Origin of the sequence: Haloarcula sp. CBA1127 (assembly GCF_001485575.1) — an archaeon.
Lineage (GTDB): Archaea > Halobacteriota > Halobacteria > Halobacteriales > Haloarculaceae > Haloarcula.
Genome location: NZ_BCNB01000003.1, coordinates 17,260 through 38,372 on the forward strand (window position 1 = coordinate 17,260; position 21,113 = coordinate 38,372).

Sequence of the window (21,113 nt, forward strand, 5' to 3'; positions counted from 1 at the left end):
CAATTCGCCTACTCACTGAACGGTCATTTCAATCGCTGCCATGAGCAAATAAACCCTTCTACAGCGGCTACGACGGGTCGTATAGGTCTTCGACCGAGCGCCGGTAGTAATCCTGGCTGGAGTCTGGAACGGGATCAGCCTCCTCTGGGTGCTTCGCGATGATGCTGGCGAACTGCTTGGGCGGCTTCCAACTGTCGTCAATTTCGCGGGCCTCCAACTCTTTCAGGACTGCATACTCACCACCAGCGGTGACGTACAGAACGCGAAGCCCCGGTTTCTCACTCAGTGGACCTCTGAGTAGCTTTCCTGTTCGTGTATTGACCAGCCACTCAAGCAAGAGTCCAGCCCGACACTGGATTGCGTACAACTGCACTTCGTTCTCCTCGGGAGATTCTGTGCGACCGTTGTCGGCCCACGATTGGGGCAGCGACCGATTGTCAGTCTCATCTTTCCAGCGCCACTTCAGCTTTTTCGGCCCGGTGTTCCCTCGTCGGTATCCACTACTCATTGTTGGATTCTCTCAGCCACTAGAGAAACACAAAATCCGCTCTGTATCGCTTCTATAGCAACTCTTTTGCTGTTTGGGAATATATGTATTAGTACGAGGACTCATCATGAAAACAGCCGAGTCCCCCACCACGACCAGCGAGTATTCGGCCCCAGACCAGTGGATATCCCGCCAGCCCAGTGGCACCCGCGATCTTGATTTCCAGCGGATTCGTGACGACCGATCAGCAACGTGGAACGCCGCCCTCGATGCCAGTGTCGACGTAACGAAAGGTGGTCGTCCGGACCTGTTTCTCGTCTCCGTTGACGACGACTGTCCGGTTAATTGCTCGCTGGCCGAGCATCCCAACGGGATCCACGCCGGCTGGTGTAGTTGCGAAGTCTTCCAGGCGACGACCGTCTGCCCACATCTCTGTGTTCTCCGCCAGCACGCTGCTCTCGGTGATCTTGACCTGCCAGAACGAACGAGCGACAGTCAGTCGTCGTCAGCCGTGTAAGCACCGCTCCGGTGTTCGATTCTGTGGATTTCAAGCACTGAGGCATCATGTGCAAGCACACATGCAAGGCGGTACGTTCCAACACGGAGTTTCCAGAACGGCCCGCCAGTCAGTGGTTCTAGGAAGTCCTTGGGCTCGCGCCATGTTGAGTCGACAACCTCGTCTAGTTTCGAAACGATTCGATCCTGAACGTGCGTATCGAGATCACCAAACTGCTCAGTCGCACGCTCAGTGAACTTCCACGTCCACTCAGCGTCACTCGTCATTACCGTCTTGATCCATCATCGCACGGACGTCTTCACGCGAAACCAGTTCAGCATTATCCGCCCGAAGATCGTGCTCGCTCGCGGCAATCTGTTTCCACCCACTCCGACTAAATGCGGGGTGCTTCACTGCATCCCGAGCGACGTGGCGAAGGAACTCACTCCGTGAATTGAATCCCTCCTCCTGCCACGTTGCATCGATGTCTTCGAGAAACGATTTGCTCAGTCGGAGGTTTATTTGTACCATCTCTGGACCACCGTTTCCAGTATCGCTGTCTGCATCAGACATATACAAATGCTATACGCTGGTGTAGTATAATTCTTCACCTATTCTGAGACGTACAGCTGCGCTGTCGAGTAGTGGTATCGTCTCATCAGCCATCGCCCATCGAGACACCGGCCAGCGGTCGGACATCAACGCGCCCAGTCCGATCGTGGTCAAGACACTGGCACAGTCGTTCTCGAACCGTCGCCTGCGAACACGGCTCGATATCAACACCTAATCGTGGGTCGTCTCGAATCTGAACGTACTCTGCGTCAACGTCCAGCGGCGTGTGCTCAACCTGGCACCAGATTGTCGTCGCTCCAGCCCGGTCTAGATCGGTCACGTACCGAGCAGCCACGGGTTCGTGACGAAGTTCGACGAGAACTCGTTCGACAAACGATGCGACTTTCGTTGGCGACCGTAGTGCTGGGACCGACGCAAAAACAGTCTCAGAGTCGTGCTGTGTCGCCGATTCGGGAGTATCTATAACTGACATACGTCTCTCTCAGGACGTGCTTGCTGGTTCGCCCTGCACCCCGCCGGGGCACGCAAAACAGGGCGTCGCGAGAGGTCACCCAACCATGTGATTCTCGATATGCTGGAACCACAGACGGATCGTATTTGTATGCAAATCCACCGTCTCGCTTATCGTCGCTTGCGTGAGCCGGATATCCGACTCCTGGCCAGCAAGGTAGAGTGCGCCGGCTGCGATACCGTCTGGTCGCCCGTTGATCTCGGGGGACTCGGTTGCCTGCTCTGCCAGTTCGAGCGCTCGCTGGCGAATGTCCGGGGAAACGTCGAATGGAAGGTCCGAACAAATCCGTGCCACCCAGTCCACCGGGAGCGACACTGGTATCGGGAGGTCAAGTTCTGTCAGGAATGTCCGGTAGCAGTTCCAGATATGCGATGTAGAACACCGCGCAACGTCGGCTACCGTCTCCATCGTCACGAGGCCGTTGCATCGGCAGGCGGCGTACACAGCGGCCGCTGCACCGCCCTCAATCGACCGCCCGATTAGGAGGTCCTTGTCTTGGGCTTCCCGGAAGAGCGTGGATGCCTGCTCTTTCACCGCGTTGCTCTCAGACAGCGCACTCGCAATGCGTCGGATTTCGCCAAGCCCGTGAGCAAGATTCCGGTCGCGCTTGCTGTCGAACTTCGACCGGCCGTGGAGTCGCCGCTGGCGAGCAAGCCGTCGACGCCGTCTCGGGGAAATATCTGCACTCTCGACGCCGCCGATGTTCGTCGACAGGCCTCGGTCGTGGCGAGTGGCCGTCCGGGGTGCGCCCGTCCGCTTCTGTTCCGCCTTGTCGTACGCCCGCCACTCTGGCCTGCGGTCGATCTGGTCTTGCTCGGTCACCAGGCCACAGTTCTCACAGTGCGTTTCTCGCCCGCTACTATCAAGCGTGCCGCCACACTCGGGACAACTCGGCGTAGCTGTAGACAATTCTGTCTGGACAGTTTGCGAAGATATATTCCGAGACATCCTCTCACCCAATTGGGGGGTCAGAAAACACGCTGTAGTGCCCGGTTAGTCGTCTGGCAATTTCCCATCCGGGCGGGGGACTCGCTTGGCTTCAATCTCGATCTCGACCCGGCGACGGTGCTTGCATCGCTCGGCGACATCGGGACAACTGCACGTCTCCTCAAGCACATCGACCTCGTACCGGCTATCCGACGCCGAATGAACCTCGTAGCGACCGGGCTTTGCGAGAAAGGAAACGTCGATATCTTCCTGCTTCGCTCGCTTCGTGCGTGGTTCATCCTCGGAGTTGACAGCCAAGGGGTCCTCAGCTGGACTCGTGACACTGCCGTCGTCAAACCGAACCTGCATGACTCCGCCATCAGCGACTGCTTTGCGGGGTTCGCCGTCGACGTGTAGTCCGAACTGGTCGTCGAGAGCGTCGTCGTCAACCCACTGCGGGATGGGTCGCTCGCCGGTCGCGAAGGCGACTCGCTTCTGGTGTTTGCACTCCTTGCCGGGGTTGTACTGCTTCCACTTGCACTCACAACTCCCTGTTCGAGTGTCGACAAGGTACTCTGAGCCGGACCCAGAGTTGACCAGGAAGAGGTCGTCGGCGTTGCGTGCCCGACCAATCGAGTCTAACACGGTCATCACTTCGGTCAGCGCCCGAACGGTACGGCTGTTCGGGCTATCCTCCTCAACGTCGATGCTGTCGGCTTCGCTACTGGATTCTGTGGTAGCCATGAATGACAGGCGGAACGCCCTCTGTGGGACGCCCCTCAACCCGCTGGGGCGCAGAAAATCGGGATTAGAGTTGTTGTGTAGAGGCTAAATCTGTTTGTCGGTAGGAATGTGCAGTGCGGGGACCCAATCTAACGAGTTAGAACGTCTACCTGCCTTATTCAGAATCTCTTTGTTATCGGAAATATGGTGTTCAACAGAGCTGAGTCGGACTGCTTACTGTTGCACCAAAGAATTGTCAGGATATCCTGCTCGGCGCTTCGCATTTCGTCTTTCTCGTTCAGTAAGTCGATACCGAGGCAATTCCTCTTCAAGCGGTGCAAGTGCCTTTCTTCGTTCCTGATGTGCTCCTAGAAAGTTCGCGATCTTCTCTGCGGCCATCTCCTTGAGTTCACCACTCAGAAGAGAGCCATTTCGGTACTCACGAGCGAGCTGGTCCATTCGCTTGTCACTTCCCTCGAAGAAGTAGTACAGGAACTGATACGAGACATCGACTTCCGGGTTCCCGCCCTGTTTTCGATGTTCTTCGAGACTTGTTTGCCCCCCTGAATAAGCATACGTTCGGATTTTGTCAAAGATCGTCTCTCTGTCGTTGGAGAGTAGAATACTTGGTGCATCGTCAGAGGAACTCATCTTGCCTGGGCCTTCGAGGCTTGGAAGGAATTTCGAGAGTAGGGCCCCAGGCTTGTCCACGTCGTAGCGTTGCTTGGCCGCAACATCGCGGCAGACGCGAACATGGGGATCTTGGTCAACCGCAATCGGGACAAGCGTCGGATGCCGTCCTTCGACGAGCTGTGGGAGGAGAAGGTGAGTAGCCTGAACGGCAGGGTAGAACGAGAGACCGATGTTCTCCGGATCACCATACGTAGCGTCAACCGTTGATTGAGTTACTTCCTTGGCGAAGGCGGTTGCAAGCGGATACACCACGTCAGCGTCAGCGGTATCGACGATGATCCGGGTCCGCTCGGGGTCGAATCCGACAGCGAGGAGATCGAGCAAGTTCTCACGAGTGTAGCCGCTAATTTCGTCTAGCGGTTTGTCCTTGAGTAAATACTTCTCGTCGTCAGAGAAGGGGATATAGACTAGTGTGCCAGTTTGTTCTTGGAGATACTTGGCAAAGTAGAACGGAAAGATGTGACCGATGTGCATCGGACCCGAGGGTCCACGTCCCGTTACAATTGAGTGAAGTGCACCCTCGTTTGCGGCATCCAGAAAGGCATCGACATCGCGTTCCGCATAGAACACGTCGCGGCGTACAAGTGGATGCCCTGGATCAGGGAATTTCTCTTTTTGCTCGGGCGTCAGGGCGTTAGCCCCGAACTTGTCTAGCAGTCGAGCGTAATCAATGTCACCTTCAACGGCGTAGGGCGTTACTGTGAAGTCGTCTTCTGCTGGCATTGTATGTTTGATGTTAGGCGTCGCTTTGGAAGCAGTACAAATGAAAAAGCGAGTGAGCACCGCAGTAGAGCCAGCCGGGTTAAGCCCGTCCGACTCTAAATCGCGATACTGTCCACTTCCCAAGAAACGTGCCAACGCCAGCGATTGGCGCGGGAAGTAGACACCATATCCACTGAATTTAGATTGAGTATGTTAGAAGTTTTCTATTCCAGTCGCTAGCTCTATTGAAATCCTCCGCGGCCAACAGGTACTGAGTCAGATCGTACGTTCGCACACTTACTGAGCGGGCGTTCCAGCCAGCATCATGGCTGAAGAAACTGCCTTTTCGCCGCCTGTCAGAGTTCGGTCGCCTGCATCTGCTCGTGTGCGTTGGGATTAACCACCGGGATGACGCCCTCGATCTCCTCCTTGCCGTACTCCTCGCGAATCAGGTCGTGGATATCGTTCGCGAGAGCAACGGCCTCGTCTTGCTTGTTTGAACTCGCCTCGTTCTCAGGAAAGTCTGCTGGCCCGACACCCTCCACGACGATGAACAGCTGGTCGTCACTCATCTGCGACCTCCTCAACGAGCAGCGTCGTTTCGGGCAGTTCGTCGCGAGAGGTCGACAGGAACTCGGAGGTCTCCAGCGTTTCCTCGACCAACTCGACCAGTTCCTCCGAGACATCGCCAAAGTGAACGATAGCATCGGGATCGAGGTAGTTCTCGTACTGCTGTACAGCCGTCTCGTCTGTCTTGTTTACACTCATGATCGGTTTGCGGCACGTCCTCCGCGGAACGCCCCTCACCCCGCTGGGGCACAGAAATTACACGATGGCTCGTTCCTCAGTATCCGATTCATCGCGACGGATCTCGCGTGCCCGCTCTCGAAGGCGAGACTGCACTGGCGTCCGGTTCTCGTGCTGGTTTTCGTAGGCGAGATACTGCTGGACCGTCTCGATGGAGTGCATACAGTTGATACCAGCGACGATTGGCTGGAGATGATCGGCGTCCAGCAACCGCTCTGGAGGGAGTTTGTCGAGAATTGGGTCAGGAGTGTCGCTCATGAATCCTCCTCTCGGAAGTCATCGAGTGTCGTCCTGCACCTGTACCGACAGTCCGGGTAGTGAGCCAGAAGCGTCTCGTCGACGGCGTCCCAGAAGCCGATTTTATCCGGCGCAACCGACTGCCAGAACCGGGCGCGTGCCAGTGCTGCCGGAACACGGTGGCGTTCCTCGCGACGCCACTGCTCGCGCTCGATCATCGCCATGTCGAGGCTCCCTCCGGTCTGTCTGCCATGTACGAGTTGGCAAGCTCCAGCCCGGCGTCGAGTGACCGGCGCGTCCCGACCAGTTTGGTCGCCCGTTCGAGCGTCCAGCTGTCGTCACCACCTTTGAGCAGGACTGTCGCTCCGGTGTCGGGAATGTGCCAGCCGATCGTGTCGTTGCCAGCGGCGAGAAATTCCCACTCGCCGGTAGCGGCCTCCTGTGCCGCGCTCTGTCTGTCAATCAGCGCATCCGAGCGTGGGCCACCAGCGCCGAAATCACCCAACGTGGCTGTTCCTGCTGAGTTCATGCACAGGCCTCCCGGCAGTCCCAGCCAGCGAGTTCGGCATCGACGGCGCTGATGATGGTTGTGACCTGTTCCTCTAGCGTGTCTGTCTGCTCACCGTCGACGTTCAGGAGCGAGCGAAGTTCGAGTATGTCCGGCAGGTCAATGCTGTCTGAGCGCTGGGCCACCGCACGGAGGACGACCGCCTCAACATCGGCGCTGTCGGACTGCCCTCGAACAGCTGTCGCAATGGACTCGACGAACCGCGAGGTGGTTGGCTGAGACAGGTCTTCCGAACGACGGCAGGACATATTTCGAGACATCCTCTCACCCACCAGAGGAACACAAAATTGGGACTCGCTGCCGCTTTGGATGAGTTTTTTTACTTACTCCGTTGGCTGAAATACCTGCTTAACAAGCCTGCGAACCTATCGATTCCCGACCAGCACTCGGTGAAAAGTTTGATATAATTGGTAAATTGAATAATGTTTTAATGAGTCCCCTCCCCACCCTCCAAGCCGCTGGTATCGGGTTGTTCATCATCGGGATTGCAACAACGGGATTTGCTGCATACGGTGAGATACAATCTACACCCTATATGGTTCAGGTTGACCAGTCCGTCCCTGATACAAATGAACCAACGGTGCCGTATTCGGATCTTACTTCGGCGGAGAAAGAAGTATTTGATCGAGTAAATGATGGCGGAGCAGCCCCAGTTGAAGATGCCACCTTGAGTACGTTCGCTAATAACGCCGTCCAGTACCAAGGTACAGTCTATTCGTTCGAGATGACGTATGACCCCGCTACACTGACGATACTTCCATTCGGTCTTGGCATCACCGTCGCCGCAGTTGGTGGTGTTCTGTTCTTCTTGACACCGTTCATTACCGGACGCAGTCCACAGACAAACTCCCCCTCTGTCTGAAAAGGAAACGCTCTGTACTGCTCATTAGCGGACCAGACCCACCGGTTTCGTGGAACTACCACTGACTACCCAGTCCACCCGCCGATCTCGACCTGTGTACTGTCTGCCGGAGCATCGCCTGCTGTCTTCGCAGCTGAGTCAAACGGCGGTTCAACGAGACGCGGCACTCCGCCATCGTATGTCCGGTCAGGGCGTTTCACACAGTCGACCGGCAGGATAGGACTGCACTCACTGCAAGAGTGTGTTGCCCCGTCGAAGCCGTTGATTGTCACCGACCAGGAGATAACGCTCGCGAGTCGATACGTCTCCGCTGCTGGCCGACGAGTACTGGCAGACTGGCAGCCAACGGCCCCACAGACATCGCAGGTAAGGAGATGGTCTCGATCTGCCTCGTGGAAGAGCGAAGCGGCCTGCTCGACGTTGTCGCGGTCCTGAAGCGCACACCCCCGGCAAATCGTGAATCGGAACATGCCGTCTTCTCGGTCGACCTCGTCGGGCCACCGGACGTAGGTGTACGCCTCACCGGAGATATCAGCCCTCACCCCACAGAATCGACAGCACTCAGCCGTTGCCTCGGGCTGGACGTCGGTCATTGAGACCACCGTGCAAGTGTTGATTGTTCGCGAGCAGTGTCCACGGGACAGAGAAACCGCCACTTGTATCGCTCACGAATCGGCTTGTTCTCGCGGTTGCTCGCTTGCCCTGGTTCTCGATAGCCCGTACAGGTCCAGCCCTTGTCTTTCAGCGCTCGAACCATCGCGCCATCATAGTCCGAGCGTACCCACGTCAACAAGAAGCGAGTGTCACGGTCGTCAGCCTGCAAGAATCGCTCCTGTGAGCGGGCCAGCGCTGCCGACGCGAGGTTCGGCATCCGAACGCCCATGCAGATCCGCGCGGCCTCGACGAGTGAGTCGCCAGAAATCACTTCGCTGTCAACGACTGGCGTGTCCGTCGACGGAAGCACCCGTCGGGCAGTCGCTCGAATCTCTGCTGGAAGACTGTCGATCTCGACGGGCTCGGGACAGAGCTGGCCGTCGACGCCGTACCGGATTCGCTTCTTCGATATGAGCGGGTAGCGGTACGTGATAGCCCCGACTAGCGAGTCCTGAAAGTACAGCCCGTGGTGGGTGAGGTTGACCGACGGCAGCGACCCCATATAGGAGTGATGCGCCTCGTACACGGCGGCTGCGGTCTCTCTGTCGATTGGCTCCACGCCGACATGATCGGCAAATCGAATCCCGAGAGGTGCGGTGAACGGGTCACCGTTGGCGTGAATCGGACAGGAACACTCCCCTGTGTCTGCTGGCGGGCGATGCTGGAACGACTGTGTTCGCGTCGATGCTGAGTGTGTGGACATCCTCTCACCCGCCAGAGGAACAGAAAATCGCCCGACACAGCGCGTTAACCAACAGAAGCGATGAATGTTGGTTAAATACGAGGTGTCAGCCCGACGACCACCGTTTCAGGTCGCTCTGGGCGTTGGTCTGTCCACGGAACGACAGCCGATCAGCCATTGGAACGCTCACCGCTTCGCCCTCGCGAGCCACGTAATTATTCAGATATCGGTGGTCATCGTCGCTGTAGCTGCCGTCCTTGTTTGGCTCGCTATCGGGCGAGACGTAGATGATGCTAAACGCCGGCAAGCCAAACGCTCGAGTTCGCGAGATTTGTAGCACCATCGCGTCACCGGGCCCGTGGCAGTCAATGAGGTCCCCGCGATGCAACTGTTCCCCGAGCGGCGTTCGAGTGGCTTCCGACCGGGAAAGTCGCTGTCCGTCGCGATGGGAGTTCCACGGCTCAAGTGGATCTAGCTCTTGATCCGGGCAGATCCGTGCTGTGGAATCGTCGATCAGCTCCACGACGTACGGGTTTTGCTGGCCGAAGTGGTACTTGTAATCCGGAGACCGCCGGGCTCGCTCGATGTGGGTCTCTACTGCTTCGGCTGCCATCTCCCGGGTTGGGAACAGTCCTTGCCAAGAGCAGTAATTATCCGAACAGACGGCCAGAAATCCAGTCTCCGCCGTCCGAATTACCTCGCGATCAAGCGGCGTATCAACTTGGATATCCGCTGCACGCTCAATATCGTGGGTTTGCGTGCTATCCACCCTGTTCTCCTTCCCCGCCGTCGGTCGCAAGACTCGTCTGCCTCGTGGCAAGGAACCGTTCGGGGACGTTCTCGAACGCATCCAACCCAGCCTGCTCGGTTCCCTCGACGTCGACGCCACTGTGGCCTGTTTGCCACATAGCAGAGTCACGCTCGAAGCCGCCGTCAAAGGCCGAGAGTTCTGATCGTCGGGCTGGAGCCGCTGCCGACGAGAGTTCTTCGGCCCGGTCTGAGAGCCAGCCCATCTGGTCGAACATCCCGTCGAAGTCACGCTCCTGGAAGGGGAAGCGGACTGTCGCTTTCGGCGGGAGGGCAGTGTACGTCTCTCGTCCAGTCCGAATCGCAGTTGGTCGTCCGTCGAAGATGCCGCGCTTACGCAGCGCGTCGACGTAGTCGCTGCCGGCCAGAACGACCAACTCCCGACAGGGCGACTCCTGTTGATCGGCAGCATAGGGTCGCCGGAGCCAATCACCGAGAGATGAATGGACACGGAGCGCCCACCGATCTAGTCGGCTCTCAACACAGTCGCCTGACGGCAGCCGATAATTGGCTTCTCCTTCGATGGGGTCGCCGCGCAGGTCCTCGATGGTCGTATCGTACGGGGCGACCGTCTGCCGGGGCATCAAGATCCCGTGTTCTGCAGAGAGAACCGCCCAGGTGTTCGCTCGTCGGTCAGCGGTTCGAGCCCACTGGACAGCCGCCTCAGCATATGATCGCTTGACCGCGAAGTACGAGGATGTATAGAGGTCACGAGCCTCAGCTGGATCGTCAGTTTTCGCATCGCCGCATCCAATCAGTACGAAGCGGCCACGAGTCCGCTCAGTCTGTGTGGTCGTCATCTGTATCTCCCTCACCCAGAAAGGGAGTCACAAAACTACAGCCAGAATCAGTAGTTGTGTCCGTCTGGCAACGCTTCGGGCAGGTGCTTCTCTGGGTGCTCAGCAGGTGCGTCAAGTACCTCTGGCATGATTTTGCTTGGATCCAGAATTGCACGGTAGTTCTTCCGGACTCGTCTGGATTTTGGTCAACTTCAGTAAACTTAATGGCGCAAAGTTACTAGCCATTGTTAGATGTTTGACCTCACCAGTTTTCAACGTGATCTCCTGTACGTGGTGTATGGTCTAGACGGCCCACATGGCTTAGCGATCAAAGAAGAAATGGAGGAATCCTATCAGAAAGAAATCCATCACGGGAGGCTATACCCGAGCCTTGACACACTTGCCGACAAAGGGCTCGTTGAGAAGGCACAAAAAGACAGACGGACCAATATCTATTCAATCACGCGACGTGGCAAACGAGAGATAGCTGCTCGAAGCGAGTGGGAACGACAATACGGAGTGGGTGATCTTTCTGTATGACTGTCAACGCGCCTGTGACAGTTTCGCGCTCAATTGAACTCTCTCGCCATAGGGGGAGTCACAAAACTCTCTGAGGCTGTCCGGTCGGCTCTAGCCGTGAACTTCACTGGGAGTGAGTCCTGCCCGGTATTCCACTCTGTCTCGCTCGTGTTGGCTCCGATACGCGAGCGTCTGTCCGTTCTCATACTCGACGACAATAGCATCCTCAAGGCCACTCACAGTCGCTCTCGAACCGTCAGCAGCCCAGACGGGGTCCATCGGTTCCGCTGTTAGCGGGCTCCGGTCTGTCTCCACGGTCGGCCACACCCCCCGCGATTTCCAGTATGACCGGATATGTCGCAAGCTCTCTCGAACCGTCTCCCGGATCGAGAGCTGATCCGCACTCCCGTAGCCGTGTGGTGAGAAATACTCGCCGTGAAGCGCCGCCAAGTGAACGCCGTTCCAGTCAACGCCAACGATATCGGCTGGTTCTTCACCGGTCACACGCGGCTGTGTCAGCTCCTCAATCACCGGATACTGCTTTGTCGGACTTGCCCCCAACAGATGCACTCGCCGTCCCCGCCAGTCCACAATATCCGTGTACTCGTCGGCGGTCTGGTCGGAGTAGCCCATCGGGTATCCCAAGACAATGTCGTCGTCGATCACGTCGATTGCGTCGCGGCACTTCGGGACGATAATGACCTCCGTCCCCGGAAACTTCCGTTTCAGCTCCCGTGCGGCTTGGTTGTACCGGCGCGCCTCCTGTCGGTCGTATGCGTCGCCAAGCATCCCGACCGACGGCTCGTACTGCTCGAAGCGTTCGATGTACCGGTCCAAGTCTGGATTCCAGAAGTCGTTGTCCAGAATCTCAATCGGGACGTCGACGTTCCGAAGCGAGGACTGGTAGGTGTAGTCCTCGCGAACGCCGACGGCGAATCCAAGCCGGTAAGCATCGATTACGAACGGCTCCCGGTGAAGGAAGCCGATGTACTCAGCCTGCTGTGCATCGCCGACAGCCGCCGCTGACCAAGAGTGTCGTGCCTCAGAGGACATGGAAAACACCGAGCGCGCCCAGCGGCGCGCCCAGCTGGCAGGCGCGGCAAAAAACTACCTTTCACCAGCGAGAGTGTCCCGTCATTCAGGACGGGGAGGATGTCATCGCGCCGCTGCTGAATTATTCTCTTTGTCCTCAAATCCTTGCCCATCCTCCGGTATATACCCTCAGGCCACGTGACGGCCCGGTATCAAGAGACGCAGCTAGCTAGGGGAGCGGGTTGTTGTCCTCGTCCAGTTGGTCCTGTTCTTCCTTCTGGCCGAGGAGTTCCACCAGCTTCCACTCAGCCTTCGCGAGCGACTTGGCGGCCTCTGAGTCGGTGTTGAGGGCATACATCTGGCTGTTGCCGACGCGTCGTGTTTCTTCGACCAGTCCCCAGCCGCGGAGAGTGTCGAGATATTTGTAGACCGTATCGCGCTTCAAGTCCGCGTAGTCGGCTATCTCAGTGACGTTGAAGTCCATTTCAGGGTTGCCGAGGAACACGGCCAGAATCCGCGTCTTCGGGTGGCCGCCAAGGACATCCACCAGCAGGTGGTCGTCCGTCACGTACCCCCCATCGTCTGCACCTTCCGATTCGTTCTCCGAGGGTAGCATGGACATACTTCTAGGAGTTGGGGGAGGTATATAAAGATTGCCCATGCTCTTGGGCCCTACTTCCACATTGTAGTGGGCACCACTGTCTATATCTATGGACAGGGTTATAATGGATGGTGTGGAAGTAAAGCATGAGGTGAAAATGGAAGAAGAAGATCAAAAACTCGCCGTCAAGATGGTGAAGTACCTCGTGAAGAACAAGGTCACAGGGAACCACAAAAAGCAGGTTGATACGGTTATGAACAACTCAGGACTCCCCTCACACGCGAAGGGGGACGCCCGCGACGTGCTGGAGGAGCTAGCGAAAAACCCGCCGCCTATCGAGATGTACGGTGGCGGCCATCGGGAAAACGTTCGGCTCACCAGCATCCAAGATGGAATCGACTTCATCGAAGAGAACGGGGGCGACCCGCCGTGGGGGTTCTGACTCTCTGCGGTTTTCGAAGAACGCCACTCAAAACACCTCTCACCGTCAGAACAGGCGTGTTCGCAAGTTATCAGCAATCCCACATCAGGTGGCTTGGATTCTCAGTCAGTAGGCGGGATTTCTCTATCAAGATCCACTGTTGGCTCTGAGTAAGAGTCTGCGTTAAATCCTTGACTGAAAATTCAGCGCTTCTGCTGACGACACGTACTCTGACAGCCGATTCAGAGCCGATGGGTCAGGCGAGTCGGAGACGTGTCGCACGTTCCACAGTCCAGACTGATACACCTCAGATTTCGGCGAGTGGTATCCAAGCCAATCGAGGTCCGATAGCCCTGCGGATCGACGATACCTCGACACCATCGCGATGGTATTTGACTCAATCTCGGCTCTGTCACACTCTGGTCCGGGCTTGCCCGGGATGTCCACCCAGAGAAACGGCAGATCCCGGATATATTCTGAAACGCGCTGTTCGAGTTCGTGTTCCTGCTCGCGAACAGCAGTCGTCTCGGCGTCGGGATTTGGCTCGCCCCAGTGAGGATACTCGTCGTGCCAGCCGTGCTTCTCGATTAGCGCCCGTCCGACGTGCAAGCGAAAAATCGAACCACGATGGTTGCCACCGCCGGCGTACTTCCCGCGAACGTTCCCACGATGTTGCCTGAGTCGGTTCCAGAGCGTGTTCGACGAGCCGGTACTGACGCCGACGGTACCGATCCGTGAGAGTCGCCAGTCGACCGCTGTCGTTGCCCGAAGGTCGCTTGCTGGCGAGAAGAAAAAGTACACTCCTCGGTCGGGCCAGTCCAATCGCCCGGTCACGTCTCCGAGGTAGTACGGCCCTCCGATCTGGTCACGCAACTCTGCTAAGACACTCAAGAACTGTCCGACAGGACGGCTACCTGACGCTGCTGTGGAACGCATATTCGACTCCCTCGGCCACCAGGGGAGTCACAAAACACTCCTCTCAAGCACGACTGGAAAGATACCGCTCCCTCTCAGCTGGCACCTTCGACGGCGTCGATCAGATCCGCAGCCGTCTTCGAGATACGGTCCAGCCGGTCCCGCAACGTCTCTGGTGCGTCGCCGTCCCACGCCGCGAGGTAGAACGCCGAGTTGTCGGGGTCCAGCCCGAAGTGACGACTGACCACGTATGCGACTGCCTCGGCTTCGACCTCGCGTTTCGACCGCTCCGCCTCATCCTCGACATTGAAGTGAAGCTCTGCATGGGCGAACTCGTGAATCAGTGTACTCGCGAGGGCGGCCCGATTGTCTCGGTCGACCGCTTCGACCATCGGATTCGTCGTCATGACGTTCCGACGCTCGCAGACACCCCGTGCAGACCCATGCTCCCACTCCCCCGGAGCGACGATTCTCGCGTCGACGCCGATCTCGTCGGTCGCGTCCAACAGGTCCTCGACAAGTCCATCCGGGTCGCCGTGAGCTTCTGTTTCTAGCTCTGGAAGCGGCTCACCCTCTGTCTGGGAGATATCGAACACTGACGTTGGCCGGAACCCGACCAGTCCCCGATGCCACTGCTCAGGGTCTGTCTCGTCGTACTCACAGTCCGAGTTCTCGTGATACGACGGCGAGTTGCCGCATTTGGGGCACTTCTTCGTGATGATCGGAGCCCAGATCCAGATCGCGTCCTCGCCTTGCTGGACGTAGCGGTCGAACTCATTCTGCCACGTATTGTAGCCGGCGACTCGCGTTGCCTCGGGACACTGGAGCTTGATGAGTAGCGTGTTCCGGGCCGAGTAATCGTGGAACTTGCTCTGCACATCGAGCCACTGCTGGAACTGCTCGCTGGCCTGCGCTTCGTCGGTGAGGTCGGCGAGGTCTTCGACCCACGCATCGAGTTGGTCGCGCATCTCCTCGTCCCGGGAGTCCGAATCGTCGAAGGTGCAAGTGGTCTGTTGGCTGGACTGCTCTGGGGTGTCTGACTGTATCGTTGACATCGGTCTATCTTCGGGACGCACTCTCGGGCACGCCCCCGCACCTCCACTGGGGGTCACAAAATCGACTTGCTGACTGAGCGAGAGCGAGGTGAGCTGGCTACCTGTACCGCTCTGGCGGGTAGAAGACGACGTGGATAGCCGAGCCAAGGTTGTACCATGACTTTGCGAGAATCGAGACCTCTAGTCCCCACTCGGCGGCAAACTCGAAGACGTCGAACCAGAGATTGTGGGGCGGCTCTGTGGAATCCAATCGCTCGATGTTGCCGGGGTAAACGTGCATCGAGTACAACGCCGGCTCGCCATCGTCAAGCCAGAGCGTCGAGTGGTCGTCTGCTGGCGGGCTGTGAGGCGGTCCCTTCGGGTCGCTGTCGGCGTCAAGCGGCGGGTGGGGGCACTCGTCGTCGCCCGTAATGAGACGCCGTATGCAGGCTGTCTCGGTAGGCGCATCGAGGTCGAAGGCTTGCACGAACGCATCGCGCTGGTATTCGCCCACGATCGCGCCGAGCGCTTTCCAAATGTCCGCCCACGTTGGGTCCTCTGGCTCGTGATCGAGGTAGTCGTGGACGGCCTCGCGCAGCTGCCGGTACTCGTCCCATGCCGGGACAGGCTCGTTCGGGCCGGGTGTCGGCCAGTCAGTGCGGTCCATACGCTTGGGACAATTCCGATAGGGTATCAACTCTCGGGACGTGCCAGTACGCCGCGTCAGAGAAGAGACGTTGCCGCTAACCAACACTGAATGGAATATGGGGTACTGTGTTGGTTAGTCTGCGAGTCGGCTACTCCTCGCCTCTAGCCTCCCAGCCCTTGTGGAAGTACACCAGCGCCACGTCGGAGTTGAAACACTGTCCGGACGGAACGTGCTGCAAGACTTCGTGTTCTGGAATTGGCTCAACGACGCCCTCGTCAAGCAGACTGGTGACCACCTCACGGCCTCGTGGCTCGTCAATCTCGACGGTATTGGGACGCTGCCGGTCACGGTCCTGTGCGATCTGTTCGCGCTCGAAGCGCTCGTAGTCTGGAACGGTCTGGTCCATAGAGGAAAATCCCTCACCCAGCCGGGGAGACACAAAATTAGCGCTAACCAACAACTGCGAAGTATGGCGGTCGCTGTTGGTTAAGACACACCACCGTTTCCGCAAAACCACGGGGAACCGAGTCAGTTCGGGAGCTTCGGTGCTATCACGAACTGCATCGCTCCATCGGCGTTGGGGAACTCGGATTTCAGCACGAGTGGCACCCCGTCTCCGATATGGAGAACCCGATTCGTGCCGTCTGGCAGGCCAGCATTCGCCGATTTGACCAGCGATGAGTCCAGTTTCACTTCGACATCCGCAGGCTCGAAGGCAATGAGATCGGTGTCGTCCCACCGGTAGGTCATGCTGTCAGTGTCGCCGTCTGCCGCAAACCGTACTTCTCTGGTTTCTGAGTCAACAGAGAGGTCAAACCGGTCGGCAAGCATATCGGCTGCCTCAAGACCGAGCGAGATGTCATCTGGACTCAGATGGACAGTCGCCGGGATGTCTATCTCTGGCATCTCGACAGGGTAGCGGAGCGATTCAACCGCCTCAAGATAAATAGTGCGCGTTATCCCGTCGATGTTGATTTCTAGTGTGCTATTCGCTGCATCGAGTGCGAACTGTGCAAGGTCGCCTGCGTCGCCGATCGAGAGTGCATCGCGAACTCGTCCGACATCCACCCCCAACGTTCCCCTCCCTGCATCGAAAGAGGTGAACGAACTCCCAGAAACACGCAGGTCGACCATCGCGTGTCCCTGCAGGTCAGCCGCCCGGATGGCGATTCCCGACTCTGCAATCCCTATCCGCGTCTTGTCCGTGACCGTGCCAGCCGCCGCGAAGATCCGCTCAAACAGCTGGACCTCGCCGCTGATCCGAAGATGCTGCGGGGCATCGAGCGACAGGAGGTCCGCAGTGTCGATTTCTGCGTCACTGTCTGTCGCCGTCTCTGGCACGGTCGTTTCGGCGTCGGTGGTTGCTGCTTCGGTGCTACTGGTCGCTGTGGACTGTGACATCTGGATTACCCTCCACTTGCCGGAGGGCACACAAAATATGCCGTTGGCGGCGTCGGTCAGGGGACGACTGCCGCGAGTCGATGGGTATGGTAGTCAACCGTCCAGCGCGAGTAGTTCCGTGTGATCCGGTACTCGCGAACGACTGCAACGTCTTCCAGCGACTCCTCGGGTTGTTCCCACGCAAACTCGTAGCCGGCGACTACATCTCCCTCGTCGAGATATCCAACCGGATGATCCGGCCCATCCCATTCGACTGAGATTGGATCGCCACCACTGGGGGCTGGACTCCATGGCCTATCCCCGCCTGAATGACGGATGGATCGGACGTTAACCCGTGCAACTGTGCTAAGTCACTAGCCTTGATCGGGAACTTGTCCTCCCCGTCGATGAATGAGTGTTGGGTTTTCCCGCGTACTGTTGCGTACTCTACACCCTCGATATCGACACCGAGAGCGTCGGACAGCAGGTGAGCAAACTCAGCAGCCCCCGTACGAACTGTTTGGTTCTGCTCCTCGATCTGCAGGGTTGTCTCTGGCGTCCGCAGGTCCTTCGTGTATGGATTCTCCGGCCGCTCAACGGGCATACAGCTGCACAAGAGCGTCCCTTCTGGCCCCGTCAGAATCCACGGCTGCTGCCCGCACGGGATCGCCGTGTATCTCGATGCAGTGTATCGGCCACCGCCAGTGAGGACTCGCAATGCCTTTTCAAGAGCCCGTGCGTCAATGCCGTACCCATAGCTGTCAGCGAGTCCGTCGACGAATGTGACTCGGGTGTCAATGGAGTCGAACTCGCCGTACGTGTTTGGGATTTGCAGGAGGTCGCCAGTTGCGTACTGCTCAACGTAGTCTCCGACGTCCCCATCGACGACCCACCGGGTTTGCTGTTTGGTTGCTCGACCAGCCGACGTGTTGATTGACGACGCCGGCCGCTGCGTTGTCAGCCCCCAGTCCTCGTCCGGGGCGGCCCAACTGCTGTCGTCGCGGTCAGGAGCGCGACACGTCGTCGCGCATCGGGCGATGCTTGCAGCATCGGGATCGAGGTCGTTGTCGGCGCTGTCTCCGTCTCCGAACGTACCGAGTGAAAGGTCAGTCATCCTCTCACCCGACAGAGGAACACAAAATTTTGCCGGCAAGGCCAACCGCTACAGTTGTTTCGACTGGCTTGATAACCCGTGGCGGTTGTGTGCTTCGCCTGAAAAGTGCAAGGACGAGTCGTTTGGGTACTCAGCGATACTCTTCAACGTCGACGACTTGTTTGGTCTCCTCATGAGTGAGGTCACCGTCGACCGAGACCACTGTCGCATCAAGTTCTCGTCCGACCGCGGCAACGAGCGCGTCAACGCCGTCAAGATATGGTCCCTGTGATCCAACCTCGTCAGCGATTCGTCCCGCTTCAACCGACAGATCTTCGCTGACTTCGTATATTTCACCCCACGACAGCGCTTCAACCGCCTCTTCGAGATCGCCCGATGGGAGGTTTCCGACACCAACGAGTGCTTCAGCGTGGGCAGGAGCGGGCATTACCCATAGCTCTTCCTCACCGCCGTTCGATTCGTAGTACGTTTCTGTGGCAGGGTGACCGCTCAGGTAATCGATAAGGAAGTTCGCATCAAGAACCCTCATGTATCCTCGCCTAACCGTCGCATCCGCTCTTTCCGCTTCTCTTTCGAGTTCTCGCGCTTGTCTCGAATCCAATCGGCGTCCTCATCAGAAAGAATCCCGAACCCGTCGTAGAAGTCAGCATCTTCACTCTCATCGAGGACGCGTTCGAGTACGTCGTTGAATGATTCGCCCTCACGGCGACGGCGATCAAGCTGTCGCTTCACTCGATCGCTCACTCGTATCTGCTCATCTGCGGTCGCCATTGGTACGTCAACGTTGGCGTTGACATTGGTTAATCCTTGTGGGAAAACACAAGATCGACTTGTTTACCGAAATCAGATGTCAAGGATTATCGAGATTTGCGTCTGCGGTACTCACACTCTTCAATAACTGGCTGTTTCATACTATTCTGTGTACGAAGAAGAAGATTCCAACAGATCCACATTTGTAAACTCAATTTGTGTCCCGCCACTGGGACTCTGTGTGACATTCACCATCCAGTCATGAGCATCAGCAATTTGCTTGACAATCGCGAGTCCGAATCCAGTACCCTCTCCTGTACTTGTATAACCGTTGGTGAATATCTGATCACGCTCCACCGGGTCGATACCAGGTCCATCATCACCGACGGAGAATCCCTCTGGGAGCGTATCAACTGTAACTGTCACATCGTCACCGGCGTGGGCCACCGAATTGGCAAAGAGATTTTCAAAGATTTGGCGGACTCGTCCCGGGTCGGCTTCGAACTGCAAATCGCCCTCAACAACGAGTTCCGCCTCTGCAGTCTCCAGAACATCCCAACATTCGCGGGCGAGTGCTGCAAGTGAGACTGTTTCAGTCTCGTCTATCAGTTGCCCTTGCTGGGCGAGCGCAAGCACGTCGTCGATGAGCGTCTCCATCCGGTCAAGTGCTCGATAACCCCGGTCCAGATGGTCAATATCTGTCGTCTGGCGAACGCCGTCGAGTGTCCCTCGCAAGACTTGCATCGGATTGCGGAGGTCGTGGGTGATGGTCCGGGCGAACTCATCGAGCTGTTGGTTCTGTTTCGTAAGCTTCTGTGTCCGTTCACGGAGGAGTGCTTCCCGATCGACGCGATCAAGTGCACCTTTCGCGTTTTCCGCAAGGAGTTGTCCCAGCGAGACGTCAACTTCGTCGAAGTCGTTGCTCTTTATCGAATTCGCAAGCAGAATACCGTACTCTCCGAGCGGGAAGTAGAGTCCACTCCGAAAATCCGTCTCAGAATCGTATATTTCGTCGGCATTTCGGATGTCACCGTATTGTCTGACCTCACCGGAATGGAACGCCTCCCAAGCGATTCCGTGATCAAAGGTCACCAGCTCGTCGACCACACGCTGGGTTCGCTCCGATACAGCTACGGGTTTTAGCCCGTCTACTTGTTCGTCATAAAAGTGGATGCCGTTCAGGTCAAAGTCGAGAATCGCATCTGCTGTGTCGCTAGCGATCTGTGCAACCTCTTGTTTACTTCCAGCATCGTACAACTCCCGAGTCGCCCTATGGAGTTTCTTGAGGCCCCGTTCACGCCGATGTTGGTCGGTGACATCCGTGAGCGAGAAGACGACACTTTCGACTGACTTCTCGTCGATGATCGGTGCACCACTCACTGAGAGCACGCGTTCTCTCCCATCGGGCCATCGGATTGTATGCTGGAAATCCCGTACTGGTTCACCGGTGTGCAAGACGCGTGCAAATGGGAGTTCACTGTCGGAGAGCGGATTTCCATCGAGATCTTTGATATCCCATTCAGGGTCGTTGTACGTGCGATCTTCTAGCTTAGTTTGTTCCAGCCCAAGCACTGTTTCAGCACGGTCATTTGCAAAAATGAACTGTCCATCCCGGTCAACCTGGACTACACAGCTGGGGCTGGTTTTTAGTACTTGTTCGAAACGGTGGTGCTCCCGGTTCGTTTCTATCGCCGTTCTGTGGGCTGAAACAGCGTTGGTGATACGGTTCGCTAGTATCTTATGCTGGGCTGGGCCCGCTGCCTTCTGTACGTAGTCAGTAACTCCTGCCGAGATTGCGTCAGTGATGACTGACTCGTCCCCGTGATCAGTGAACAAAATAAAAGGAAGTCTTGGGTAGTTATTGCGAACTTTATCAAATAGTTCAACTCCATTGCCGTCTGGCAGCTTGTACTCCGAAACCAGACAGTCATACATCCCATCCCCAAGGGCCTGCAGCGCGGGCTCCACTCCGGTAACAGTCGTGGTCTGGAATCGGTCGTTCGCTTGTTCGAGGCGCTCGGGCAGTTCCGAATCCCGTTCAACGCATAGCACCCGAACGATACCATCCATAGTTCATAGTCGGCTGCAAGCTATTACAGTGTTACTGCAGGTGTTGCTCAGACGAAGAATAGTGATGCGGGCTTCGATAAGATAACTGCACACGACCTCTATTTACAGCTTACTCAACCA

The 21,113-nt window shown here is 57.3% G+C and carries 31 protein-coding genes and 1 pseudogene; 4 read left to right on the top strand and 28 right to left on the bottom strand.

The annotated features are described in order from the left end of the window. Nucleotides 1–67: 67 nt before the first annotated feature. Nucleotides 68–508 (bottom strand): hypothetical protein, encoded by a 441-nt coding sequence (locus AV059_RS02865; protein ID WP_058992190.1) that lies wholly within the window; start codon nt 506–508, stop codon nt 68–70. 106 nt (nt 509–614) lie between these two features. Here AV059_RS02865 and AV059_RS02870 point away from each other — a divergent pair, with 106 nt between their 5' ends. Beyond that, a complete protein-coding gene (locus AV059_RS02870; protein ID WP_058992192.1) occupies nt 615–1,004 on the top strand; it encodes a hypothetical protein in 390 nt (129 codons plus the stop codon). Here the strand turns inward: AV059_RS02870 and AV059_RS02875 are convergent. The 12 genes from AV059_RS02875 to AV059_RS02930 form a co-directional block, all read right to left on the bottom strand. Then, the gene (locus tag AV059_RS02875; protein ID WP_004966184.1) at nt 983–1,270 is read right to left on the bottom strand and encodes a type II toxin-antitoxin system RelE/ParE family toxin; all 288 of its coding nucleotides are present in this window, start codon (nt 1,268–1,270) and stop codon (nt 983–985) included. The two genes, AV059_RS02870 and AV059_RS02875, sit on opposite strands and share 22 nt — an antisense overlap. After that, nucleotides 1,260–1,556, bottom strand: coding sequence for a ribbon-helix-helix domain-containing protein (locus AV059_RS02880; RefSeq protein WP_058992195.1), 297 nt, complete (start codon nt 1,554–1,556; stop codon nt 1,260–1,262). The genes AV059_RS02875 and AV059_RS02880 overlap by 11 nt, the downstream gene beginning before the upstream one ends. A gap of 85 nt (nt 1,557–1,641) precedes the next feature. Continuing rightward, nucleotides 1,642–2,028 (bottom strand): hypothetical protein, encoded by a 387-nt coding sequence (locus tag AV059_RS02885; protein ID WP_058992197.1) that lies wholly within the window; start codon nt 2,026–2,028, stop codon nt 1,642–1,644. Nucleotides 2,029–2,103: 75 nt separating this feature from the next. Continuing rightward, nucleotides 2,104–3,003, bottom strand: a complete 900-nt coding sequence (locus AV059_RS02890; protein WP_058992304.1) for a transcription initiation factor IIB family protein — start codon at nt 3,001–3,003, stop codon at nt 2,104–2,106. A gap of 57 nt (nt 3,004–3,060) precedes the next feature. Continuing rightward, nucleotides 3,061–3,738 carry a hypothetical protein gene (locus tag AV059_RS02895; protein WP_058992199.1) on the bottom strand — a complete coding sequence of 226 codons (678 nt, stop codon included), beginning with the start codon at nt 3,736–3,738 and terminating at the stop codon, nt 3,061–3,063. 213 nt (nt 3,739–3,951) lie between these two features. Next, nucleotides 3,952–5,133 (bottom strand): tryptophan--tRNA ligase, encoded by a 1,182-nt coding sequence (locus tag AV059_RS02900; protein WP_058992201.1) that lies wholly within the window; start codon nt 5,131–5,133, stop codon nt 3,952–3,954. Nucleotides 5,134–5,468: 335 nt separating this feature from the next. Continuing rightward, the gene (locus AV059_RS02905; RefSeq protein WP_058992203.1) at nt 5,469–5,684 is read right to left on the bottom strand and encodes a hypothetical protein; all 216 of its coding nucleotides are present in this window, start codon (nt 5,682–5,684) and stop codon (nt 5,469–5,471) included. Beyond that, nucleotides 5,677–5,880 carry a hypothetical protein gene (locus AV059_RS02910; RefSeq protein ID WP_058992205.1) on the bottom strand — a complete coding sequence of 68 codons (204 nt, stop codon included), beginning with the start codon at nt 5,878–5,880 and terminating at the stop codon, nt 5,677–5,679. The genes AV059_RS02905 and AV059_RS02910 overlap by 8 nt, the downstream gene beginning before the upstream one ends. 57 nt (nt 5,881–5,937) lie before the next feature. Further along, nucleotides 5,938–6,177, bottom strand: coding sequence for a hypothetical protein (locus AV059_RS02915; protein ID WP_058992206.1), 240 nt, complete (start codon nt 6,175–6,177; stop codon nt 5,938–5,940). Then, the gene (locus AV059_RS02920; RefSeq protein ID WP_058992208.1) at nt 6,174–6,380 is read right to left on the bottom strand and encodes a hypothetical protein; all 207 of its coding nucleotides are present in this window, start codon (nt 6,378–6,380) and stop codon (nt 6,174–6,176) included. Before AV059_RS02920 ends, AV059_RS02915 begins: the two co-directional genes overlap by 4 nt. Further along, nucleotides 6,371–6,685 carry a hypothetical protein gene (locus tag AV059_RS02925; protein WP_058992210.1) on the bottom strand — a complete coding sequence of 105 codons (315 nt, stop codon included), beginning with the start codon at nt 6,683–6,685 and terminating at the stop codon, nt 6,371–6,373. Before AV059_RS02925 ends, AV059_RS02920 begins: the two co-directional genes overlap by 10 nt. Then, entirely contained in the window at nt 6,682–6,972 is a 291-nt protein-coding gene (locus tag AV059_RS02930; RefSeq protein WP_058992213.1) for a hypothetical protein, read from the bottom strand. Before AV059_RS02930 ends, AV059_RS02925 begins: the two co-directional genes overlap by 4 nt. A 182-nt stretch (nt 6,973–7,154) precedes the next feature. On the opposite strand from AV059_RS02930, the gene AV059_RS02935 reads away from it, so the two are divergent. Beyond that, nucleotides 7,155–7,586: a hypothetical protein gene (locus tag AV059_RS02935; protein ID WP_058992214.1), complete on the top strand. Its 432-nt coding sequence runs from the start codon at nt 7,155–7,157 to the stop codon at nt 7,584–7,586. A gap of 65 nt (nt 7,587–7,651) precedes the next feature. On the opposite strand, the gene AV059_RS02940 is transcribed toward AV059_RS02935, so the two are convergent. From AV059_RS02940 to AV059_RS02955, 4 genes are all read right to left on the bottom strand, one after another. Continuing rightward, complete coding sequence (locus tag AV059_RS02940; RefSeq protein WP_195156610.1) at nt 7,652–8,179, bottom strand: hypothetical protein; 528 nt, start codon at nt 8,177–8,179, stop codon at nt 7,652–7,654. Beyond that, nucleotides 8,176–8,943, bottom strand: a complete 768-nt coding sequence (locus AV059_RS02945; RefSeq protein WP_058992217.1) for a hypothetical protein — start codon at nt 8,941–8,943, stop codon at nt 8,176–8,178. Before AV059_RS02945 ends, AV059_RS02940 begins: the two co-directional genes overlap by 4 nt. An 85-nt stretch (nt 8,944–9,028) precedes the next feature. Further along, nucleotides 9,029–9,691 carry a hypothetical protein gene (locus AV059_RS02950; protein WP_154020977.1) on the bottom strand — a complete coding sequence of 221 codons (663 nt, stop codon included), beginning with the start codon at nt 9,689–9,691 and terminating at the stop codon, nt 9,029–9,031. Then, nucleotides 9,684–10,529 carry a DUF6884 domain-containing protein gene (locus AV059_RS02955; protein WP_058992222.1) on the bottom strand — a complete coding sequence of 282 codons (846 nt, stop codon included), beginning with the start codon at nt 10,527–10,529 and terminating at the stop codon, nt 9,684–9,686. Before AV059_RS02955 ends, AV059_RS02950 begins: the two co-directional genes overlap by 8 nt. Before the next feature lie 231 nt (nt 10,530–10,760). Between AV059_RS02955 and AV059_RS02960 the strand changes: the two genes are divergently transcribed. Continuing rightward, nucleotides 10,761–11,048: a PadR family transcriptional regulator gene (locus tag AV059_RS02960; RefSeq protein WP_058992224.1), complete on the top strand. Its 288-nt coding sequence runs from the start codon at nt 10,761–10,763 to the stop codon at nt 11,046–11,048. A 90-nt stretch (nt 11,049–11,138) separates the two neighbouring features. Here the strand turns inward: AV059_RS02960 and AV059_RS02965 are convergent, their stop codons facing one another. Together AV059_RS02965 and AV059_RS02970 are read right to left on the bottom strand one after the other, a co-directional pair. Continuing rightward, the gene (locus AV059_RS02965) at nt 11,139–12,080 is read right to left on the bottom strand and encodes a DUF6610 family protein (RefSeq protein ID WP_058992226.1); all 942 of its coding nucleotides are present in this window, start codon (nt 12,078–12,080) and stop codon (nt 11,139–11,141) included. 208 nt (nt 12,081–12,288) lie between these two features. Continuing rightward, nucleotides 12,289–12,681: a helix-turn-helix domain-containing protein gene (locus AV059_RS02970; protein WP_058992227.1), complete on the bottom strand. Its 393-nt coding sequence runs from the start codon at nt 12,679–12,681 to the stop codon at nt 12,289–12,291. 103 nt (nt 12,682–12,784) lie between these two features. Between AV059_RS02970 and AV059_RS02975 the strand changes: the two genes are divergently transcribed. Next, nucleotides 12,785–13,102, top strand: coding sequence for a hypothetical protein (locus tag AV059_RS02975; protein ID WP_154020978.1), 318 nt, complete (start codon nt 12,785–12,787; stop codon nt 13,100–13,102). 162 nt (nt 13,103–13,264) lie between these two features. On the opposite strand, the gene AV059_RS02980 is transcribed toward AV059_RS02975, so the two are convergent. The 9 genes and pseudogenes from AV059_RS02980 to AV059_RS03020 all read right to left on the bottom strand — a co-directional run bounded on the left by AV059_RS02980 (nt 13,265) and on the right by AV059_RS03020 (nt 20,993). After that, nucleotides 13,265–14,017, bottom strand: a complete 753-nt coding sequence (locus AV059_RS02980; RefSeq protein WP_195156611.1) for a hypothetical protein — start codon at nt 14,015–14,017, stop codon at nt 13,265–13,267. A 74-nt stretch (nt 14,018–14,091) separates the two neighbouring features. Beyond that, nucleotides 14,092–15,051 carry an ImmA/IrrE family metallo-endopeptidase gene (locus AV059_RS02985; RefSeq protein ID WP_058992231.1) on the bottom strand — a complete coding sequence of 320 codons (960 nt, stop codon included), beginning with the start codon at nt 15,049–15,051 and terminating at the stop codon, nt 14,092–14,094. Nucleotides 15,052–15,148: 97 nt separating this feature from the next. Beyond that, entirely contained in the window at nt 15,149–15,697 is a 549-nt protein-coding gene (locus AV059_RS02990; RefSeq protein WP_058992233.1) for a hypothetical protein, read from the bottom strand. Between the two features lie 130 nt (nt 15,698–15,827). Next, a complete protein-coding gene (locus AV059_RS02995; RefSeq protein ID WP_058992235.1) occupies nt 15,828–16,085 on the bottom strand; it encodes a hypothetical protein in 258 nt (85 codons plus the stop codon). Between the two features lie 122 nt (nt 16,086–16,207). Next, nucleotides 16,208–17,080 carry a hypothetical protein gene (locus AV059_RS03000; protein WP_058992237.1) on the bottom strand — a complete coding sequence of 291 codons (873 nt, stop codon included), beginning with the start codon at nt 17,078–17,080 and terminating at the stop codon, nt 16,208–16,210. Nucleotides 17,081–17,136: 56 nt separating this feature from the next. Continuing rightward, a pseudogene (locus AV059_RS03005) lies at nt 17,137–18,173 on the bottom strand (hypothetical protein). A gap of 130 nt (nt 18,174–18,303) precedes the next feature. Further along, nucleotides 18,304–18,702: a PIN domain-containing protein gene (locus AV059_RS03010; protein WP_007188947.1), complete on the bottom strand. Its 399-nt coding sequence runs from the start codon at nt 18,700–18,702 to the stop codon at nt 18,304–18,306. Next, nucleotides 18,699–18,944, bottom strand: a complete 246-nt coding sequence (locus tag AV059_RS03015; protein WP_004966369.1) for an antitoxin VapB family protein — start codon at nt 18,942–18,944, stop codon at nt 18,699–18,701. The genes AV059_RS03010 and AV059_RS03015 overlap by 4 nt, the downstream gene beginning before the upstream one ends. A gap of 141 nt (nt 18,945–19,085) precedes the next feature. Next, nucleotides 19,086–20,993: an ATP-binding protein gene (locus AV059_RS03020; RefSeq protein ID WP_058992239.1), complete on the bottom strand. Its 1,908-nt coding sequence runs from the start codon at nt 20,991–20,993 to the stop codon at nt 19,086–19,088. Between the last annotated feature and the right edge of the window lie 120 nt (nt 20,994–21,113).

Excerpts from the sequence above, each read along its gene's own strand:
- AV059_RS02865 (WP_058992190.1), bottom strand. The coding sequence starts at position 508 with ATGAGTAGTGGATACCGACGAGGGAACACCGGGCCGAAAAAGCTGAAG.
- AV059_RS02870 (WP_058992192.1), top strand. The coding sequence starts at position 615 with ATGAAAACAGCCGAGTCCCCCACCACGACCAGCGAGTATTCGGCCCCA.
- AV059_RS02875 (WP_004966184.1), bottom strand. The coding sequence starts at position 1,270 with ATGACGAGTGACGCTGAGTGGACGTGGAAGTTCACTGAGCGTGCGACT.
- AV059_RS02880 (WP_058992195.1), bottom strand. The coding sequence starts at position 1,556 with ATGTCTGATGCAGACAGCGATACTGGAAACGGTGGTCCAGAGATGGTA.
- AV059_RS02885 (WP_058992197.1), bottom strand. The coding sequence starts at position 2,028 with ATGTCAGTTATAGATACTCCCGAATCGGCGACACAGCACGACTCTGAG.
- AV059_RS02895 (WP_058992199.1), bottom strand. The coding sequence starts at position 3,738 with ATGGCTACCACAGAATCCAGTAGCGAAGCCGACAGCATCGACGTTGAG.
- AV059_RS02900 (WP_058992201.1), bottom strand. The coding sequence starts at position 5,133 with ATGCCAGCAGAAGACGACTTCACAGTAACGCCCTACGCCGTTGAAGGT.
- AV059_RS02905 (WP_058992203.1), bottom strand. The coding sequence starts at position 5,684 with ATGAGTGACGACCAGCTGTTCATCGTCGTGGAGGGTGTCGGGCCAGCA.
- AV059_RS02910 (WP_058992205.1), bottom strand. The coding sequence starts at position 5,880 with ATGAGTGTAAACAAGACAGACGAGACGGCTGTACAGCAGTACGAGAAC.
- AV059_RS02915 (WP_058992206.1), bottom strand. The coding sequence starts at position 6,177 with ATGAGCGACACTCCTGACCCAATTCTCGACAAACTCCCTCCAGAGCGG.
- AV059_RS02920 (WP_058992208.1), bottom strand. The coding sequence starts at position 6,380 with ATGGCGATGATCGAGCGCGAGCAGTGGCGTCGCGAGGAACGCCACCGT.
- AV059_RS02925 (WP_058992210.1), bottom strand. The coding sequence starts at position 6,685 with ATGAACTCAGCAGGAACAGCCACGTTGGGTGATTTCGGCGCTGGTGGC.
- AV059_RS02930 (WP_058992213.1), bottom strand. The coding sequence starts at position 6,972 with ATGTCCTGCCGTCGTTCGGAAGACCTGTCTCAGCCAACCACCTCGCGG.
- AV059_RS02935 (WP_058992214.1), top strand. The coding sequence starts at position 7,155 with ATGAGTCCCCTCCCCACCCTCCAAGCCGCTGGTATCGGGTTGTTCATC.
- AV059_RS02940 (WP_195156610.1), bottom strand. The coding sequence starts at position 8,179 with ATGACCGACGTCCAGCCCGAGGCAACGGCTGAGTGCTGTCGATTCTGT.
- AV059_RS02945 (WP_058992217.1), bottom strand. The coding sequence starts at position 8,943 with ATGTCCACACACTCAGCATCGACGCGAACACAGTCGTTCCAGCATCGC.
- AV059_RS02955 (WP_058992222.1), bottom strand. The coding sequence starts at position 10,529 with ATGACGACCACACAGACTGAGCGGACTCGTGGCCGCTTCGTACTGATT.
- AV059_RS02960 (WP_058992224.1), top strand. The coding sequence starts at position 10,761 with ATGTTTGACCTCACCAGTTTTCAACGTGATCTCCTGTACGTGGTGTAT.
- AV059_RS02965 (WP_058992226.1), bottom strand. The coding sequence starts at position 12,080 with ATGTCCTCTGAGGCACGACACTCTTGGTCAGCGGCGGCTGTCGGCGAT.
- AV059_RS02970 (WP_058992227.1), bottom strand. The coding sequence starts at position 12,681 with ATGTCCATGCTACCCTCGGAGAACGAATCGGAAGGTGCAGACGATGGG.
- AV059_RS02975 (WP_154020978.1), top strand. The coding sequence starts at position 12,785 with ATGGATGGTGTGGAAGTAAAGCATGAGGTGAAAATGGAAGAAGAAGAT.
- AV059_RS02980 (WP_195156611.1), bottom strand. The coding sequence starts at position 14,017 with ATGCGTTCCACAGCAGCGTCAGGTAGCCGTCCTGTCGGACAGTTCTTG.
- AV059_RS02985 (WP_058992231.1), bottom strand. The coding sequence starts at position 15,051 with ATGTCAACGATACAGTCAGACACCCCAGAGCAGTCCAGCCAACAGACC.
- AV059_RS02990 (WP_058992233.1), bottom strand. The coding sequence starts at position 15,697 with ATGGACCGCACTGACTGGCCGACACCCGGCCCGAACGAGCCTGTCCCG.
- AV059_RS02995 (WP_058992235.1), bottom strand. The coding sequence starts at position 16,085 with ATGGACCAGACCGTTCCAGACTACGAGCGCTTCGAGCGCGAACAGATC.
- AV059_RS03000 (WP_058992237.1), bottom strand. The coding sequence starts at position 17,080 with ATGTCACAGTCCACAGCGACCAGTAGCACCGAAGCAGCAACCACCGAC.
- AV059_RS03010 (WP_007188947.1), bottom strand. The coding sequence starts at position 18,702 with ATGAGGGTTCTTGATGCGAACTTCCTTATCGATTACCTGAGCGGTCAC.
- AV059_RS03015 (WP_004966369.1), bottom strand. The coding sequence starts at position 18,944 with ATGGCGACCGCAGATGAGCAGATACGAGTGAGCGATCGAGTGAAGCGA.
- AV059_RS03020 (WP_058992239.1), bottom strand. The coding sequence starts at position 20,993 with ATGGATGGTATCGTTCGGGTGCTATGCGTTGAACGGGATTCGGAACTG.